The sequence below is a fragment of the Pseudomonas frederiksbergensis genome (assembly GCF_035751725.1).
GTDB classification, from domain to species: domain Bacteria; phylum Pseudomonadota; class Gammaproteobacteria; order Pseudomonadales; family Pseudomonadaceae; genus Aquipseudomonas; species Aquipseudomonas frederiksbergensis_A.
The window spans coordinates 3,460,417-3,479,085 of the sequence record NZ_CP142104.1; the positions used below are offsets into that span (position 1 = coordinate 3,460,417).

The following is an 18,669-nucleotide window of genomic DNA, read 5'->3' on the forward strand; positions in this document are numbered from 1 at the left end:
GTCCTGTTTTGAGACAGTCTCCAGTCTATTGAGTCGCCATGGATGAGGATGCTGAAAACGCCGGCCCTACAGCCGTGAATGCTGAAAATCAGCCTTCGACGGCAGGCTTTACCGCGGCATGACTAAACGTGCATCGAGCCCAGCAGACCCTGTAGAAAACGCTCGCCAGCGTCCATCTGGCTGATCTCGATGAACTCGTCAGGCTTGTGCGCCTGTTCTATCGAGCCTGGACCGCAGACCACCACCGGCACGTTCAGGCGTTGCTTGAACAACCCGCCCTCGGTGCCGAACGAAACTTTTGCGGTGCCGGTGTCCGGGGCGGCAAAGTTTTTCAGGAAACGCACCGCTTCGACGCTCGGGTGGGTGTCGAGGCCCGGATAGACGTTCAAGGTCTCGATTTCGATGGCGGCCACGCTGGAGAGCTTCTTGGCTTCGCTCACGATCAGTTCGGCCCGCTCGCGCATCTGCTCCAGGAACCCGTCCAGGTCGTCCGCTGGCAAGTTGCGCACTTCGAAGTCCAGGGTGCACAGGTTGGGCACGATGTTCAGCGCCTTGCCGCCGACAATCTGGCCGACATGCACGGTGCTGTAGGGCACGTCGTAATCGCTGTCCTGCGCGCCCTGCTCTTGCAGTTGCTGCTGGCTCAGGCGCAGCGCGGCGATGAAATCGCAGGCCACGTGAATCGCATTGACCGAACGCGGTGCGAGGGAGGAATGCGCTTCCAGGCCGCGACAGTAGGTGCGGTAGGAACCCTTGCCCTTGTGCCCGAGCACGAACTGCATATTGGTCGGCTCGCCAATGACGCACAGAAACGGCCGAACCGGTGCCAGGTGCAGCACATCGAGCAACCGACGCACCCCCACGCACCCGATCTCTTCGTCATGGGACAGCGCCAGTTGCAATGGTCGGCTCAATGGCTGCTCGCTGGCATCAAGCATGGCGTCGATGGCCAGTGCGATAAAACCCTTCATGTCGCAACTGCCCCGGCCATAGATCCGCCCGTCCCGCACCGTGGCCTCAAACGGCGGGACCGTCCAGGCCTGCCCCGCCGCCGGCACCACGTCGGTATGTCCGGACAGGAGAATCCCCGGCACGTCCCGTGGTCCGGTGCTGGCAAACAGATTGGCTTTCTGGCCGCTTTCATCCTGGACGATCAGCGACTCGATGCCCTTGGTCAGCAGCAGATCGCGCACGTACTCGATCAAGGCCATGTTCGATTCCGAGGAGACGGTATCGAAGGCCATCAGCCGTTTGAGAATCTCCAATACCCGGGGTTTCATGAGGCCTTGCTCCGTTGCTCGACTGAAGAGAAGACGCGGTTGATGTCGAACAGCCTGACGAAACACCCGTTCATGCATATGCCGCCACGGTCACGTTGTTGGACTGCTGGGTTTTCATCAACTCGGCACTGTCGTGATGGCAAAGGATCTCGCTGCCGCCGACGATCATCCGCCGCTGCGGCGCGACGCAGTTGCACAAGCCGTCGACCCGCACCGGGCAACGACCGAGGAAGGTGCACAGCCCGGGCACGTTGGCTTTCGGGCCAACGGGTGGCAGCGTCTGGCAAGTCGTTGCCCCGCAGGTTTCCAGCCAGCCCTGGCGCAGTTCCGGTACGGAATGGATCAACAGGTCGGTATACGGATGGAACGGCGCCTCGGCAAAGGATTGGCGGCTACCGGCCTGGACCTTGTGGCCGCTGTACATCACCACGATGTCGTCACACAAGGCGCGCACGGTGGAGATATCGTGGCTGATGAACAGATAAGACACCCCCAGTTGCTGGCGCAGATCGCGCAGCAGTTCGAGAATCGCCGCGCCGACCACGGTATCCAGCGCCGAAGTCACCTCGTCGCAGAGGATCAGGTCCGGCTTCGCCGCCAAGGCCCGGGCCAGGTTGACCCGTTGCTTCTGGCCGCCGGACAGTTCGTTCGGTCGCCGGTCGGCCATCGTGCGCGGCAAACGCACCAGGTCGAGCAATTCGCCGATACGCTCGCGCAACGCCGCGCCCTTGAGGCCGAAATACATCTTCAGCGGACGACTCAGGATGGTGCTGACGCTGTGCATCGGATTGAGGGCGGTGTCGGCATTCTGGAAAACCATTTGAATACGTCGGAACTGCTCCTGGGTGCGCGACGACAGACTGCCGCCCAGGGGTTGGCCATCGAAGGTCAGCCCGCCGAGGGCCGGCACCAACAACCCGGCCACGACCCGTGCCAAGGTCGATTTGCCAGAGCCCGACTCACCAATGACGCCAATGGCCTGGCCTCGGCGAACCGTCAGGTCGATGTCTTCCAACACCCGAATCGCTGGCATGCCTTGGGCATTCTTGTTGCCGTAGCCGGCGGTCAGCCCCTGGATGGTCAGCAGGGGTGTGTCTTGGGCGATGTCGCTCGGCGGACGGATCGTCGTGTCCGGGCGCGCCGCAGCCAACAGGCTGCGGGTGTATTCGTGGGCCGGGCCCTTGAGCAACGGTGCGGTGGCGCTATGTTCGAAGATTTCGCCGCCATTGAGCACCACGATCTGATCAGCCATCTGCGCCACGACCGCGAGGTCGTGGGAGACATAGACCGCCGTGGCACCCCGTTCACGTACCACCCGCTTAAAGGCCCGCAACACATCGATCTGGGTCGTCACGTCCAGGGCCGTGGTCGGCTCGTCGAGCACCACCAGCAACGGATCGCTGATCAGCGCCATCGCCGCCATCACCCGTTGCAGTTGCCCGCCGGAGACCTGGTGGGGATAGCGCTGGCCGATGCGCTCAGGGTCTGGCAGGGCCAGGTCGCGGAACAACTCGATGGCCTTGGCCTCAAGCACGGCTCGGCTGCCCAGGTCATGAATCAGGGCGCCCTCCACCACTTGGTCGATCAGTTTTTTCGCCGGGTTGAACGCCGCTGCGGCGCTCTGGGCGATATAGGACACCCGGTTTCCCCGCACTTTCTGCAACTGGCTTTCGCCCAACGCCAGCATGTCGTGCTCGCCGATCTGTACGACCCCGCCCGCCAGCCGACAACCGCGCCGGGCATAACCGAGCAGCGCCAGGGCGATGGTGGTCTTGCCGGAACCGGACTCGCCGATCAACGCCAACACTTCACCCTTTTGCAGGGAAAAACTGACGCCTTTGACGATGTCCACCTCACCACGCTCGCCACAGGCCACCACGCGCAGGTCCTGTACTCGAATCAATTCACTCATTTCAATGCCCCCCCGAACGTCGGCTACGTCGCGACGACAACCGGTCGATGAACAGATTCACGCCGATGGTCAGTGTGCCGATGGCCAGGGCAGGAATCACGATGGCTGGCGCCCCTTGATTGAGGCCTCCGATGTTCTCGCGCACCAGCGAACCCAGGTCGGCATCCGGCGGTTGCACGCCCAACCCGAGGAAACTCATGCCACTGAGCAACAGCACGATGAAACCAAAGCGCAGGCCCAGGTCCGCCAGCACCGGGTTGAGTATGTTCGGCAGGATTTCCACGCAGGCGATGTACAGCCGGCGCTCGCCCCGGGTACGGGCCACTTGCACGTACTCCAGGGCTTCGATATTCACCGCCATGCTGCGGGCGATGCGGAAGGCGCCGGGGGTGTAGCTCAACACCGCCGTGCAGATCAGCAAGGTGACCGAGGAGCCGAAGGCCGAGACCATGATCAGCGCCAGCATTTTGCTGGGGATCGAAATGAACGCGTCCATCAGGCGACTGATCAACTCATCCAGCCACTTGGGCGACACCACTGACAAAAGCGCAAGACTGGTTCCCAAGGTGCTGGACAACACCGCGGCCACCAACGCCAGGCCAACGGTGAAACGCGCGCCGACGAGGATCCGGCTGAGCATGTCGCGGCCCAGGTAATCGGTGCCGAACGGGTACGTCGCGCTGAGGCTGTCGAAGACGTTGTCGGAGACCACCTCCCCCACCGGGTGCGGCGCCAGCCACGGGCCGAACATGGCCACCAGCAACCACATGGCACACATCACGGCGCCGAACAGGCCAAGCCAGGACTTGGCGTGGGCGTCTTTACCCAACCCTAGCGCAACGGCCGCCGTCGGGGACTTCACAATGAGGTTGTTCATTGGTTTCTCAGCCTCGGATTGGAAAGTATCGCGCACAGGTCGGAGATCAATACCAACGCCAGGTACGCCGTGCAGAACAACATGGTGCAGGCCTGGACCAGGGCCATGTCGCGGTTGGTCACGGCATCGACCATGAGGCTGGCGATGCCGGGATAGTTGAAGATCGTTTCGACGATCACCACCCCACCCAACAAGTAGGACAGGCTCAGGGCGATGGCATTGGCGATAGGGCCGATGGCATTGGGCAAGGCATGCCGAAGCACGATGCGGATATTGCTCACACCCTTGAGCCGAGCCATCTCCACGTAAGGGCTGTCGAGCTGATCGATCACCGCCGCCCGGGTCATGCGCGACATTTGCGCGACAATCACACAACACAGCGTCATCACCGGCAATGCGTAGGTGCGCATGAACTGCCAGGGTGAGGTGATTTCACTGGCATAGGACAGCGCCGACAACCAGCCCAGGTTTACCGCGAAAATCAGCACCGCCAAGGTGGCGACCAGGAATTCCGGCACCGCCACCATGGTCAAGGTGAAAAAGCTCAGGAAGCTGTCGATGCGCCCGCCCCGGCCCATGGCCGAGCCGATCCCCAGCGCCAACGCCACGGGCACCGACACCAACGCCGTGGCGGCCGCGAGCATCAACGTGTTGGGGACCCGGCCAGCCATCAGATCGATGACCGGCATGGCGTTGGACATCGACATGCCCAGGTCACCGCTGAGCAGGCTGGTCAGCCAGTGCAGGTATCGCAACACACCGGGTTGGTCCAAACCCATTTTCGTCCGCAGGGCCGCCACTTGTTCTGGCGTGGCGAACTGCCCCAGCGCCTGTTGCGCCGCGTCTCCCGGCAGCACCGCCGTGATGGCGAAGACCACCATGGAGACAATCAACAAGGTCACGACCGCCGCCCCCAGGCGGCGGCCAATCAACCAGAGTGTGTTGCTATTCATCATCCGACCCTCACGCAATATGGCCCAAACCCGACGTTCATCAGGCGTCCAGCCAGACTTGCTCGGCAAACATGTAGCCCATGAAACCGCCCAGGGGGTTGGCGCCATAACCCTTGACCCGCTGATCGGCACCATCGATGTTGCTGATGAACACCGGTACGCCAATACCGCAGTGCTCATGCACCAGCACTTGCATGTCGCCGTACATCTTGCCGCGCTTGGCCTCATCGGTTTCACCGCGGGCCTGTACCAACAGTTGGTCGAACTGTTCGTTTTTCCAGCCGGATTCATTCCACGGCGCACTCGACTGGAAGAACTGCGAGAACAGCATGTCGGCATTCGGTCGGGGGTTGATGTTGCCAAAGCTCAGCGGGTGCTTGGCCCAGTGGTTGGACCAATAGCCATCGCTCGGCAGGCGGTTGACGTTGAGCTTGAGCCCGGCCTCTTTGGCGGACTGCTGCAGCAACACCGCGATGTCCACCGAACCGGTCGCCGCCGGCGAGCACATCATCGGCATGCTGATGTCTGCCATGCCGGCTTTCTTGAGCAGGAACTTGGCCTGTTCCGGATCATAGGCCCGTTGTGGCAATTCAGCGTTGTGGAAGCGCGCCCCGGGTGCGATCGGATGATCGTTGCCGACCCTGGCGTAACCCCGGAAGATCGCCGACTTGATCTGTTCGCGATCCAGCAGCAGCTTCATGGCCTGGGTGAATTCCGGGCTTTTGCCGGGCATCTGGTCCTGACGAATGATCAAGTCAGTGTAGTTGCCCGACGGCGAGTCAATGACCCGGTGCTTGGCGCTGGCCTTGATACGGTTCGTCGAACGCGGGTTGACCTCGTTGACGATGTGCACGTCCCCCGATAACAGGGCGTTGATCCGTGACGATTCGTCGGCGATGCCGATGAATTCGATTTCGTCCAGGTACGGCAAGCCGGGCTTCCAGTAATTGGTATTGCGCACGCCAATGGAACGCACCCCAGGCTTGAACTCCTTGACCTTGAACGGCCCGGTACCGATGCCCTGGCTGAAATCGCTGGTGCCTTCGGGAACGATCAGCATGTGCGAGACGGCAAGCACCGACGGCAATTCAGCGTTGGGGCCGCTCAACTGTATCTGCACTTCGTGGGTGCCGACGGCTTTGACGTCGGCGAACTGCGACGCCAGCGGCAAGACCTTGGAGCCGGTGATCGGGTCCTTGTGCCGCAACAACGAAAACACCACGTCGGCGGCGGTCAGTGCCTTGCCATTGTGAAAGGTCACTTCCTTGCGCAGGCTGATCACCCAGAGCGTGGCGTCGGTGGTTTCGATACGCTCGGCCAGTTCCAGTTGCGGCACCATGTGGCTGTCAAAACGGGTCAGCCCGTTATAGAACATGTAGTGGCGCACATAGTCGGTGGACGACGAACCTTTGGCCGGGTCCAGGGTGTCGGCGGTGGAACTGGTCGAGCCCGCGACACGAATGCGACCGCCAGGCTTGCCTTTGCCTGCGCTGGCGACCTCTTCATCGGCGAACAACTTGCCGGCGGTACCGAACAGGCTACCCGCGCCTGCCACCGCCACCCCGGCCAATCCGAGCATTTGCAATGCATTGCGGCGTGACATGCCGCGATTGAGCCCTTCGAAGATGCGCAGACTTTCCGTACCTGTTATCAGCTGGGTGTCGATACTGTTTTTTTTGTCAGTCATGTCAGTTCTACCTTTCGGAAGTGATAAGGCTCGATGGCTCGCGATTAATGCAATGTGTTGAAACCTGAAGCGTCCCCCGCAACTCAATGCAAATAGTCTTGAAGGCGGTAATACGCACCGACCAGAGGCAAGAACCAGGGTTTGCCAAAATGTCCGGGGATGGCCGGCCAATCGAGTTCGCGCCAAGGGTTGGCCTCGACCTTGCCAGCCATGACGTCGGCCATGACTTGCCCCATGTGCACCGACATCTGCACGCCATGGCCGCTGTAGCCCATGGAGTGATAAATGCCGCCGTGCTGGCCGGCCCGGGGCAAGCGATCGGAGGTCATGTCTACCAGTCCACCCCAGCAATAATCGACCTTCACGTGAGCCAACTGCGGGAACATCTGCACCATCGCCGCGTGCAGGACCTTGCCGCTCTTGGCATCAGACACGCTGTCAGACATGGCAAACCGCGCACGCCCGCCAAACAGCAGGCGGTTGTCCGGCGTCAGGCGAAAGTAACTACCGATCATGCGGCTGGTCACATAGGACCGGTGTGCCGGCAGCAAACTGTCGACCAGTGCCTGGGGCAGCACTTCGGTGGCGATCACGAAACTGCCCACCGGCACGATCCGCCGCCGATACCAGCCCAACCCACCCTGCTGAGAGGTGCCAGTGGCCAGCAGGACCTGCGTAGCCTGGAGCGAACCCTTGGTGGTATTGATCCGATAGCCGCCAGCGCTGGCTTTCCAGTCCGTGACGGACACGCCTTGGAAGATCAACGCACCATGACGGGCTGCGGCCTCGGCCAACCCGATCCCGAAGCGCCCGACGTGCATCTGCACGCCGTTGCGCTGCAGCAAGCCGCCATGGAACTGGGCCGAATTGACTTCAGCGCGAGTCTCTTGCGCCGATAGCAACTCGACTTCGGCATCGACCTCCCGCCGAATCAATTCGCAGGTGCGCGCCAAACCTTCGTAATGCATGGGCTTGGCCGCCAGCTTGAGCTTGCCATTGCGCGTGAAGTCGCAGGCAATCTGCTCCTGCTCCACCAGCGAGACGACGCTCTGCACGGCGCTTTCATAGGCCTGGTAATAGGCGCGTGCTTTATCGGCGCCGAGGCTGGCACTCAGTGCCGCGTAATCCTGGGCAACGCCGGTATTGCATTGGCCGCCATTGCGCCCCGACGCTTCGCCAATCACCCGCCCGCCTTCCAGCACCGCCACATTGGCGCCCTTCAAGGCCAGCGCCCGGGCCGCAGCCAGGCCCGTGAAACCACCCCCGACGATCGCCACATCGACCTGCCCGGGCAACGCACCGAGCTGGGCACCGGTAAACTGCGGTGCGGTGTCGAGCCAGTAAGACTCACTGCCCATGTCTAACCCCTTATGCCTTGAAGAGTGCCCAGAGACTCAGAGACCGACCAGACCGGCCAAACCGCCGATGTCCGGGATCTGGTGGTAGCTGTAGCCGGCGTTTCCAGGCAGTTCATGACCGCGGGCAACGAAAGCTTTGTTTTTGATTTTCATGTCGTCGGCCGGCATCAGGTCATAACGGAAGCTCGAGGACACGTGCAGGACATCCTCCGGCCCGCAGCCGAGGTTATCGAGCATGAACTCGAAGGCGGCCAGGCGCGGCTTGTAGGCTTGGGCTTGTTGAGCCGTGAAGACTTTATGGAAAGGCGCGCCGAGCTTGTCGACGTTGGACATGATCTGCTCGTCCATCGCGTTGGAGAAAATCACCAGGGGAATCTTGTCGGCGATTTTCGACAGGCCGGCCGGTACGTCGGCATGGGGACCCCAAGTTGGTACGGCATCGTAGTAGAGCTGGCCTTCGCCTTTGTACTCGACACCCCAGCGCTTGCAGACCCGGGCCAAGGCAGTCTTGAGGATTTCATCATACGGCCGCCAGTCACCCATGACCTGGTCCAGGCGATAGGCCGAGAAATCCTTGACGAACTGGTCCATCTGCTCGGCAGGGACTCGATCGGCGAACAGCTCGCGCGTCATGGTTCCCATCTGAAAGTTGGTCAACGTGCCGTAGCAGTCAAAGGTAATGAACTTGGGGCGAAGGAAGCTCATGAGTGCAGTCCTGAGTGATGGTTGAGGTCATGAGGGGCAAGCAATTGCGCCGTTTCGCAAGGCTGGGTGCAACGCTGCATCACGGATTTATTACAGCATCATGAGACCGTGCATAAACGGTTAAAAGTATAGGTCGCTTGGCACAAACCACCGTTTTTCGGGGCCTGCTCAGCAGACTGTGCGGGATGCGCCAAGCGTGGGCATTTACGCCGTTTCCAAGGGTTTTGCGGACGTTTATGGTGCGCAAAAACCAGTCGAAACGCTGCGTGCGGCAGAATCTACGCCTGCGTGACACCTGCAATAACAAGAACGGGCGCATCCCCGGAGGATGCGCCCGTTCATTGTTGGGTGGGTTGGATTTCCTGTGCCCTCAGAACTCCGCGACCTTGCCCCAGGCAGAAGATTGAAAGCGGTCCGGGTGATAGGGGCGCGGATCAACCAGTGGGGTCATGTCACAGACAATGTCGGCGATCAAGTGTCCCGCACCAGGACCAATGCCGAATCCATGACCACTGAACCCCGCCGCCAGGACCAGGCCAGGGAGGCTCGCCATCTCGCCGATGCCCGGGACGCCGTCAGGCGTGCTGTCCACATAGCCTGCCCAAGCCGCGGTGACCGACGACGCCTTCAGCATCGGGATCAGGTCTACCGCGCGCTTGTAAGTCAATTCAACCGTCGAGGCGTCGGCTTTCGGATCCAGAATGCGCATGCGCTCCATCGGCGTTGGCTGGTCCAACCGCCAGCGGCCCCAACCTTCGTGCCCCGACAGGACGCCTTGCAGGCCGCCGGGTGCAAGCTTGCGCCACCTGCGCTGGAACATCGGCAGGAATTGCGGTGCGAAACGCAGCAGTTGCGGGGTCGGGTCAACGCGCCCTCTGCCACTGATGGCCAGCGTGAAGCCTCCATCAGCGCGACGGGTCATGGAGACTTCATCCGTGTGGATCGCATCCGGGATCTCTGCGGCGCTCTTGGAAACCGCCAGTATCGTCTGGCGAATGGAAGCCTGGGGAAACCGGATGCCGTACTGACGGCAGAAAGAGGATGCCCATGCGCCCCCGGCCAGCACTGCGAGCTTGGTGCGTATGGTGCCCTTTTCGGTGACGACAGCGGACAGGCGGCCACCCTCGGTCTCGACGCCGCGTGCGGCGCAGCCCTGGTGCACCGTGCCGCCCAGCTTGATGATCGCCCGGGCAACCGCCGGCGCGGCACGGGATGGATCTGCCGTACCGTCGGTAGGCGAAAAGACCCCGCCTTTCCATGGCTTGCCGGTCACCCGACCACGTTCGGCGGCCTGCTGCGCCGTCAGCATGTGGGTTTTTACATTGACGGTGCGGGCAAACTCACCCCATTTTGCCCAACCAGCCAGCTCTTTTTCGTTGTTGGTCAGATAGAGCAGGCCGCATCTTCTGAAGCCGGTGTCTTCCCCAGTCTCTGCCGCGAATTGCTCCCACAGATCCAGGCTTTTGGTCGACAACGGCAACTCGCGGGCGTCTCGATTCTGCTGGCGGCACCAGCCCCAGTTTCGACTCGACTGCTCTGCCCCCACGCGCCCCTTTTCTACCAGCGCGACCTTCATGCCGCGCTTGGCCAGGTAGTAAGCCGTGAAGGTTCCGATGATGCCGCCGCCGATCACGACAACGTCAGCGTGTGTCGGAAGTTCAGAATTCGTCTCTACGGAAATTAACGGTGCTGGCATTTTAGGGATGTCCATTGAAGGCCTGGGGCGTTTAAAAAGCGTCTTGTTCAGCCAGTCGCAGGTGCATTGGCCTACACCGAGGATTGCGACCAGGGCAAGCCGCTGCTCCGTTCTGGAAGCATCAGTGCCGTGCTGAATCTTGGTGTTATTACAACACCAAGAAACCGTGCATAAACGGTTAAAAGTATAGGTCGGCTGGTACAAACCACCGTTTTTCAGGATGTGTTCAGCAGACTGTGCGGGATGCTTCGGTACCTGGTGCGAGAGACGCAGTTTTGTGTGTATCCGATATTTGGGTGACGGCGCCTGCTCGCGATGACGCCGGAAAACCCAACATTCATGTGAAGCATTGGCACGCAGCGAGTGAATGCCAAGTTAGTCCGGCAGATACGGCAGATTCTCCTTTGCGCCCTTGAAGAACGGCATATTTTCTCTGGGCTGCTTTGTTAGCTTATTGAGCAGACTCGACATGCTGCTCTAAAGGACCACTTGGATGACTACCCAATCTTCGAATCGCTACAGCGTTGATCTGCAAACCGCCCACCTGTTCTACGTCAATGGCGGTTGGTCTGCGCCGGTCAGCCCGGCCAGTTTGCCGGTTGTCAATCCGGCGACGGAGGAAGTCGTTGCACAGGTCGCCAGCGGGTCTGCTGAGGATGTCGATCAGGCGGTCGCGGCGGCGCGTGCCGCGTTTGCCGATTGGTCTGCCACTTCTACAGCGCAGCGTGCGCGGGTGCTGGGCAAGATCCATGAGCTGATCCTTGAACGGAAAGAAGCGTTTGCCCAGGCGATTTCCGTGGAAATGGGCGCAGCCATCGGTTCTGCACGGGCGATGCAAGTGCCCCTGGCGGCCGAACACGTTCGGGTCGCCCGCGACCTGCTGTCCACTTACCGTTTCCAGACAGTCGAGAACGGGACCGCGATCCAACGTGAACCTATCGGCGTCTGCGGCCTCATCACTCCCTGGAACTGGCCGCTTTATCAGATCACTGCAAAAGTCGCCGCGGCGCTGGCAGCCGGCTGTACGGTGGTCCTTAAGCCCAGTGAGTTGTCGCCCCTTAGCGCCCTTCTGTTTGCGCAAGTGGTCCATGACGCGGGCCTTCCACCGGGCGTCTTCAACCTCGTGAACGGCAGCGGTCATTTGGTTGGCGCGGCGATGGCCGCACATTCTGATGTCGACATGATTTCGATTACCGGCTCAAACCGCGCAGGCGCACTGGTGGCACAGGCGGCCGCCCCGACGGCGAAGCGGATCGGGCAGGAACTGGGCGGCAAATCCCCGAACATTCTGCTGCCCGATGCCGACTTTGAAAAAGCCGTCCCACTGGGCGTCATGGCGGCGTTTCGCAATGTCGGGCAATCGTGCAGCGCCCCCACTCGAATGATCGTGCCCAAGGCCCGGCTGGCGGAGGTCGAAGCGCTGGCGGCCGCCACCGCCAATGCAATCATCGTTGGCGATCCGCAATCACCGGAAACGGTACTCGGCCCTATCGCCAATGAGGCCCAGTTCAATCGCGTGCAAGCCATGATCGAGGCCGGCCTGCATGAGGGGGCCAAACTGCTGTGCGGCGGACTGGGACGTGTGCCGTGTTTTGATAAGGGCTTCTACACCCGTCCGACGATTTTTTCCGAAGTGGATAACGCTATGCGGATCGCCCAGGAAGAAATTTTCGGACCGGTGCTGTGTATCATCGCCTACGCAACCATCGATGAGGCGGTCGCTATCGCGAACGATACGATCTATGGCCTCGGCGCTCATGTTCAATCACAGGACCTTGATCTAGCGCGCACCGTGGCTTCTCGTATCCGCGCAGGGCAAGTGCTCCTGAACTACCCAGCGTGGAATCCCATGGCACCCTTCGGTGGCTACAAGCACTCGGGTAATGGCCGTGAGTACGGCGTCTTCGGCCTCGAGGAATATTTGGAGACCAAGGCGATCGTTGGGTTTGGCGCACCTGACCTAGATCGATAGATTGATAAAGGGCTCGCCGGCCAGCACGGCGACTTGCTGCGGGGCCAGCCACAGCGGGAACAGGCTGCTGTACTGCTCAATCAGGATCCCGGTATCAGCTCGGCCTTGTAGTGTTCGCCTTGGGCTTCGAAATGGATGATGGCAGCGTCGCGCGACAGTTCGCGGCGGCTGACCGGTGGACCGGCGCTGGCCAGTTCCTGCATGCGGGCCTGAATGTCTATCTGCTTTGGAATCGCGAACAAAAGATGACGCGCGCCGAGTCGGTCTTTCTGGAGCGTTTCGAGCAGATGCTTATGACGACGGACGTGGCGGGAAGGTTTTAGGGCCTTCATCCAGCGCAAAAAGTCTAACGTTCAATCCTTGCTCAATTTGGGTATGGCAATACGGCTACCTGCTTTGATTTCGCGCAAAGCCAGACTTGACTGAATAGACGCGATACCGACCTGGCGCCTCAGCACTTGCTCGATAAAATCGCTATAGCTATCAAGATCCTCTGCCAGCACTTGAAGCACATAGTCGGCGTCGCCGGTGATCTTGTGGCAGGCCAATACCTGTGGCAATTGCGCAATCACTGCCTCGAAGGCGTCCGGAGCGTGATCGGCATGGGTAGAAAAGCGAATGTGCACGAATGCCATGATATCCAGCCCCAGCATTCTTCGATCAAGTGTCGCCTGATAACCCTTGATCACCCCCGCCTCTTCCATTCTCTTGCGCCTTCGCCAGCAAGGCGTGAGGCTCAACGAAAGCCGCTCACTGAGTTCGGCGTTGGAAATGCTCGCATCGTCCTGCAATAACTCAAGAATGGCCAGATCGGTCTCGTCGAGACTGATACGTCTGGATATATTTTTCTTCATTTCGCCATTCCTGAGTTAAATCGTCCGATAAATATAGAGATACACGCAAACAAAGCAAAGAAATCGCGTCCTGACCAGAACAGAATATTTGCACTGGCTCACATTAACGGATGCGCAGAATGTTTACAGTTTTCAGTGATTCCCACCGTCTGCACCATGGCACCGAGTTGAAGGATGGCGTACTCAAGCCGTCATTCGAGCAGCCCAGTCGGGCCGACACCGTTCACAACCGCGTCAAGCAAGTAGGCCTTGGCCAGATAGTCGAACCGCGCGTGTTTGACCGCTCGTGCTATGTCAATGCGCACAGCGAGCGCTACGTGAGCTTCCTGGAAAGCGCCTGGTCAGAATGGTGCGCAACAGGACGCACTCATGATGCCTTGCCACTGGTATGGCCTGTACGCGATTTGGCCAACGAACAGGTGCCAACGTTTATTGACGGCAAACTCGGCTTCTATGCAATGGATGCCGGTTCACCCATCACCGCCACCACCTGGCAGGCGGTCAAGACCAGTGCCGATATCGCCCTGACAGGCCTGGCACTTATCGATGAAGGCCACGACAGTGCCTTTGCCCTTTGCCGTCCGCCGGGCCATCACGCGGCGCGGGAATACATGGGCGGTTACTGCTATCTCAACAATGCGGCCATTGCCGCACAGCAGGCGATCACCCAGGGCGCCAAACGTGTCGCGGTACTCGACGTCGATTTTCATCACGGCAACGGCACCCAGAACATTTTTTACCAGCGCAATGACGTCATGTTCGTCTCGCTGCACGGCGAGCCGGCCGTGTCCTATCCCTACTATTCGGGGTTCAGCGGTGAAGTCGGCGCCGGCCATGGCGAAGGGTTCAACCTCAACTACCCGTTACCGAAAAACACCGCGTGGGAAACCTACCGCGACGCCCTGCTTCATGCCTGCAGGAAACTTCAGCAATTCGCGCCAGAAGTATTAGTGATCTCACTGGGCGTCGACACGTTCAAGGACGACCCGATCAGCCACTTCCTGCTGGAAAGCGAGGATTTCATCGGGATCGGCGAGCTGATAGCGAGTGTTGGCTGCCCCACCCTCTTCGTGATGGAAGGCGGCTACATGGTTGATGAAATCGGAATCAATGCGGTGAACGTACTGCATGGCTTCGAAAGCAAACGCGCCTGAACACCTCAGCTCTATAACGTTTAACTGGATGGATTGGAGAATAAAAAAATGACGCTCTTCCTAGATGTCGATGATGCCGCATGCCTGTTCGCCAAGGTCGGCATCCGCCGGGCAATCCGTGAGATGGCCACCTACATCGAAGCAGACTATTTACGCTGGGCGCAGTTTGACAAGTCGCCGCGCACGGCAAATCACTCCCCGGACGGTGTGATCGAGTTGATGCCGACCGATGATGGCGAGCAGTATTCCTTCAAGTACGTGAACGGCCATCCGGACAATGGTCAGCAGAACCTGCTGACGGTGATGGCATTCGGTCTGCTGGCCGATGTCCGCAGTGGCTATCCAACTTTGCTTAGCGAGCTGACACTGACCACCGCCGTTCGCACAGCGGCAACCTCGGCATTGGTGGCGCGTGCGCTTGCCCGTCCAGGGGCCACCTCGATGGCTCTGATTGGCAACGGCGCTCAGAGCGAGTTTCAGGCGCTTGCCTTCCATGAAATGCTGGGCATCAACGAAATCCGCATCTTCGATATCGATCGCGATGCCTCGCTCAAGCTGCTGCGCAACCTGGCGGCTTTCCCGACTATAAAGGTGATTCACGCCAACTCCGTACACGAAGCGGTCAAGGGCGCGCACATTGTCACCACCGTTACGGCCGACAAGGCCTACGCAACGATCCTGACGCCCGAGATGATCGAGCCCGGCATGCATATCAATGCCGTCGGCGGCGACTGTCCGGGCAAGACCGAACTACACGCCGACATCCTGCGCAACGCCCGGGTCATCGTGGAGTTTGAACCACAAACACGGATTGAAGGTGACATCCAGCAACTGGAGGCTGACTCGCCCGTCGTCGAGTTTTTCCGGATTGTGCAAGGCGACGTCCAGGGACGCGAGAGCGATGAACAGGTGACGGTGTTCGATTCCGTGGGCTTTGCCCTGGAGGATTTCTCGTCGCTTCGCTACCTGCAGGCGATGGCGCAAGAACACCAGGTCGGCCGGCACATCCACCTGGTGCCAACGCCTGAAAATATAAAAAACCTGTTCCAGATGCTTGATCAGCAACCGACCAAAGCCGCCCATCTGCGCACGGCCAGTTGACCTCGCGGTGACGCCCCAAGGCATATGCAGCGGGCCGTCACTGTCCAAATAAAACAACACCGTGACCCGCCATTGCATCCTGACTATGGCGCTGGACAACCACTTTTCTGCCAAAACTCAAAAACATAAGATCAAGAGGTTTTGAAATGAAATCGAATTTATCAGAGCAGGTTGAGCAGCCTGCGCTGCAGCGCACGCTCAGCAATCGTCACATCCAATTAATGGCAATGGGAGGCGCCATTGGCACGGGTTTGTTCATGGGCTCCGGAAAGATCATCGCCCTCTCCGGCACCTCGATCATCCTCATCTACATGATCATTGGCCTGTTCGTTTACTTCGTCATGCGTGCCATGGGCGAAATGCTGCTTTCCAATTTGAATTTCAAGACCTTTGCGGATTTTGCTGGCGCCTACCTGGGGCCTCGCGCCGCATTTTTCCTCGGCTGGTCGTATTGGCTGAGCTGGAGCGTTGCAGTGATCGGCGATGCCGTCGTCGTCGGAGGGTTTTTCCAGTACTGGTTCCCCCATCTGCCTGCCTGGATACCGGCCATCGGGATGCTGGCGACACTGTTCGCCCTGAACGTGCTGACGGTAAGGCTTTTCGGTGAAGTCGAATTCTGGTTCGCGATCATCAAGATCATCGCCGTCGTGACGCTTATTGGCGTCAGCATCGTGCTGATTGCCAGCTCGTTCGTTTCTCCCAGTGGCGTTACCGCGTCCCTGGGCCATCTGGTCGATAAGCAGGCTGCATTCCCTAATGGCCTGCTTGGTTTCTTCGCCGGTTTTCAGATGGCCATATTCTCATTTGCCGGCACTGAGCTGATCGGCACCGCGGCGGCAGAAACCCGGTCTCCGGAGCGGACCCTACCCAAAGCGATCAACTCGATTCCGCTGCGAATCATCCTGTTCTACGTGTTGGCATTGGGCTGCATTATTGCCGTGACGTCCTGGCAACAGGTGTCGCCGGTTAAAAGCCCTTTTGTCGAACTTTTCCTCGTCGCAGGCTTTCCCGCAGCAGCCGGCATCGTTAACTTCGTGGTCCTTACATCCGCCGCTTCATCGGCCAACAGTGGCGTATTCTCATCCAGCCGCATGCTGTTCGGGCTGGCGAACCAGGACAACGCTCCGGGTATTTTTCGGCGACTGTCGGGCAACAGCGTACCCCTGCTGAGCCTGGCCTTCACGACAGTGTTGATGCTGCTGGGTGTGCTCGTGCTGTTCATCGTTCCGGAAGTCATGACGGCATTCACCATCGTTTCCACCGTGTCAGCGATTCTGGTGATCTTCACGTGGTCGACCATCCTCGCGTCCTACATTGCCTATCGCAAAAAGCGTCCTGAGCTTCACGCAAAATCGGCCTACAAGATGCCCGGCGGCGTGCCAATGGCATGGTTCTCACTGGCGTTCATGGGCTTCGTTCTGTGCCTGCTGGCCTTGAGGCCTGACACCCGCGTTGCCTTGATGGTCATGCCGGGGTGGTTCATATGGCTGGCCATTGCTTATCAGCTGACACGTAGCTGGAAGCCTAAAGCCGCGGTTGAATCGGCAAGTCAGTTCGGTTGAGCTACCCTAACGAGGCCTCTGCGCCAATCCTGGGCAGCACCCGCTGACCTGGCAATGCAGCTAAAGCCTGCTGCTCGCCGTTGCGGTGTGTCGGTCAATAGATAGACTGACCGACACGCCGCAATAATCAGTGAATGGATCGGGGGAGCACGAATTAATTTTATCTTGAAGATTAACTTTTATCGCGAGTTCTGAGACTTTCAGGCAAGCCCCAAATCAGAAGTGCTGCGGCGATCAGGCTTGTCGCCCCGATGATGTAAAGAGCCGGCGTTGTGCTGCCGGTAAAGTCTTTTATGTACCCAACCATCACGGGACTGACGATGCCGCCCATTTGACCAACCGTGTTGATTAACGCTATGCCGCCAGCTGCCCCGGCCCCGGCGCCCGCAAGCAACTTCGGCGGCAGGGCCCAGAACGCCGGAATCGAGGCGATGATACCGGTGCCCATCAGCGCCAGTGACACGATCAGAAACACCGTGTGATTGGCGAATATCCCGGCACTGACGAACCCGATTGCACCCACAACTATCAAACCGCAGACAAACTTACGTCGCTCGCCTGTTGCATCCGACAAACGGCCAATCACCAGCATGCTGATCGCACCGCATACGTAGGGTACGGCGGTCAACAGACCGATAATAGTCGGGCTTTCAGTCCCTGCACTTCGGATCAGCTGTGGAGCCCAGAAGTTAAGCCCATAGGACGCCACTTGAATAAGGAAATAAATGAACGCCAGCATTGCGAAGCCTGGCAACTTCAGGGCTGCCAGCAAAGAACCATGTTTCTGATTAGGCTCATGGCTTGCAATACGAGAGGCCAGGTAGGTTTGTTCATCTGCGCTTAGCCAATGGGCATCGGCAATGCGATCTTTTAGCGTGAAAAAAACCACCAGACCTAGACCTACGCAGGGAATGCCCCCCAGCAGGAATAGCCAATGCCAGCCACGCACGTCGAATAAACCGTCCATATGCCCCAGAACCAGACCGGACACGGGCGCGCCTATCAACCCAGCGAACGCAGAGGCCAGGAACAACGTTGAGGTAATACGACCGCGATAGTTTTGCGGAAACCATAACGTTAAGTAGTAGAGCACACCCGGTGCGAAGCCCGCTTCCATGGCGCCGATAAGAAATCGAAGGACATAGAACTGCCATTCGGTCGTCACGAAAATCATCAACGCCGTTGCTACACCCCAGGACATCATGATGCGTGCAATCCAGCGACGTGCGCCCACCTTGTAAAGCATCATGTTGCTGGGGACTTCGAACAACACATAACCGACGACAAACAGCCCCGCGCCTAGTCCATATGCAGTGTTACTTAAGCCAAGATCAGTCTGTAACTGAAACTTCGCGAAACTTATATTTATTCGGTCAAAGAACGCGAACAAATAACAGACCATAATCAATGGCATGAGACGCCACGCCACTTTTGAAATCAGCTTTTTCTCATCTATGGATGCAGCAGAGGTGCCTACATCAGCGGTAGAAACAGAAATGGACATGGTACTTTCTCCAGGCGAGCTCCCTTTAAGGGGCTACTTTGTTTTTGTTGTCTG

At 59.3% G+C, this 18,669-nt stretch carries 15 protein-coding genes; 4 read left to right on the forward strand and 11 right to left on the reverse strand.

Annotation, left to right across the window (positions count from 1 at the left end):
* Positions 1–122 precede the first annotated feature (122 nt).
* The 8 genes from argE to VQ575_RS15285 all read right to left on the reverse strand — a co-directional run bounded on the left by argE (position 123) and on the right by VQ575_RS15285 (position 10,468).
* Positions 123–1,280 carry an acetylornithine deacetylase gene (gene argE, locus VQ575_RS15250; protein WP_325917868.1) on the reverse strand — a complete coding sequence of 386 codons (1,158 nt, stop codon included), beginning with the start codon at positions 1,278–1,280 and terminating at the stop codon, positions 123–125.
* Positions 1,281–1,350: 70 nt separating this feature from the next.
* On the reverse strand, positions 1,351–3,192 hold the full coding sequence (locus VQ575_RS15255) for an ABC transporter ATP-binding protein (RefSeq protein ID WP_325917869.1): 1,842 nt from the start codon (positions 3,190–3,192) through the stop codon (positions 1,351–1,353).
* Position 3,193: 1 nt separating this feature from the next.
* Positions 3,194–4,069: an ABC transporter permease gene (locus tag VQ575_RS15260; protein ID WP_039589639.1), complete on the reverse strand. Its 876-nt coding sequence runs from the start codon at positions 4,067–4,069 to the stop codon at positions 3,194–3,196.
* Positions 4,066–5,022 carry an ABC transporter permease gene (locus tag VQ575_RS15265; RefSeq protein WP_325919893.1) on the reverse strand — a complete coding sequence of 319 codons (957 nt, stop codon included), beginning with the start codon at positions 5,020–5,022 and terminating at the stop codon, positions 4,066–4,068. The genes VQ575_RS15260 and VQ575_RS15265 overlap by 4 nt, the downstream gene beginning before the upstream one ends.
* A gap of 40 nt (positions 5,023–5,062) precedes the next feature.
* The gene (locus tag VQ575_RS15270; RefSeq protein WP_039589638.1) at positions 5,063–6,709 is read right to left on the reverse strand and encodes an ABC transporter substrate-binding protein; all 1,647 of its coding nucleotides are present in this window, start codon (positions 6,707–6,709) and stop codon (positions 5,063–5,065) included.
* Between the two features lie 83 nt (positions 6,710–6,792).
* Positions 6,793–8,067, reverse strand: a complete 1,275-nt coding sequence (locus VQ575_RS15275) for an NAD(P)/FAD-dependent oxidoreductase (RefSeq protein ID WP_325917870.1) — start codon at positions 8,065–8,067, stop codon at positions 6,793–6,795.
* A 36-nt stretch (positions 8,068–8,103) separates the two neighbouring features.
* The gene (locus VQ575_RS15280; protein WP_039589634.1) at positions 8,104–8,772 is read right to left on the reverse strand and encodes a haloacid dehalogenase type II; all 669 of its coding nucleotides are present in this window, start codon (positions 8,770–8,772) and stop codon (positions 8,104–8,106) included.
* A gap of 370 nt (positions 8,773–9,142) precedes the next feature.
* Positions 9,143–10,468 carry an NAD(P)/FAD-dependent oxidoreductase gene (locus VQ575_RS15285; protein ID WP_198724875.1) on the reverse strand — a complete coding sequence of 442 codons (1,326 nt, stop codon included), beginning with the start codon at positions 10,466–10,468 and terminating at the stop codon, positions 9,143–9,145.
* A 493-nt stretch (positions 10,469–10,961) separates the two neighbouring features.
* Here VQ575_RS15285 and VQ575_RS15290 point away from each other — a divergent pair, with 493 nt between their 5' ends.
* On the forward strand, positions 10,962–12,440 hold the full coding sequence (locus VQ575_RS15290) for an aldehyde dehydrogenase family protein (protein ID WP_325917872.1): 1,479 nt from the start codon (positions 10,962–10,964) through the stop codon (positions 12,438–12,440).
* Between the two features lie 80 nt (positions 12,441–12,520).
* Here the strand turns inward: VQ575_RS15290 and VQ575_RS15295 are convergent, their stop codons facing one another.
* Positions 12,521–12,781: a hypothetical protein gene (locus VQ575_RS15295; RefSeq protein WP_160300873.1), complete on the reverse strand. Its 261-nt coding sequence runs from the start codon at positions 12,779–12,781 to the stop codon at positions 12,521–12,523.
* A gap of 12 nt (positions 12,782–12,793) precedes the next feature.
* Positions 12,794–13,294, reverse strand: a complete 501-nt coding sequence (locus VQ575_RS15300) for an Lrp/AsnC family transcriptional regulator (protein WP_039589627.1) — start codon at positions 13,292–13,294, stop codon at positions 12,794–12,796.
* A 119-nt stretch (positions 13,295–13,413) separates the two neighbouring features.
* Between VQ575_RS15300 and VQ575_RS15305 the strand changes: the two genes are divergently transcribed.
* The 3 genes from VQ575_RS15305 (at position 13,414) to VQ575_RS15315 (ending at position 17,111) form a co-directional block, all read left to right on the forward strand.
* Positions 13,414–14,448 carry a histone deacetylase family protein gene (locus VQ575_RS15305; RefSeq protein WP_039589626.1) on the forward strand — a complete coding sequence of 345 codons (1,035 nt, stop codon included), beginning with the start codon at positions 13,414–13,416 and terminating at the stop codon, positions 14,446–14,448.
* A gap of 48 nt (positions 14,449–14,496) precedes the next feature.
* Positions 14,497–15,549: an ornithine cyclodeaminase gene (locus tag VQ575_RS15310; protein WP_325917874.1), complete on the forward strand. Its 1,053-nt coding sequence runs from the start codon at positions 14,497–14,499 to the stop codon at positions 15,547–15,549.
* Between the two features lie 146 nt (positions 15,550–15,695).
* Positions 15,696–17,111 (forward strand): amino acid permease, encoded by a 1,416-nt coding sequence (locus VQ575_RS15315; protein WP_325917875.1) that lies wholly within the window; start codon positions 15,696–15,698, stop codon positions 17,109–17,111.
* Between the two features lie 172 nt (positions 17,112–17,283).
* On the opposite strand, the gene VQ575_RS15320 is transcribed toward VQ575_RS15315, so the two are convergent.
* Complete coding sequence (locus VQ575_RS15320; protein WP_325917877.1) at positions 17,284–18,615, reverse strand: MFS transporter; 1,332 nt, start codon at positions 18,613–18,615, stop codon at positions 17,284–17,286.
* Positions 18,616–18,669: the final 54 nt, after the last annotated feature.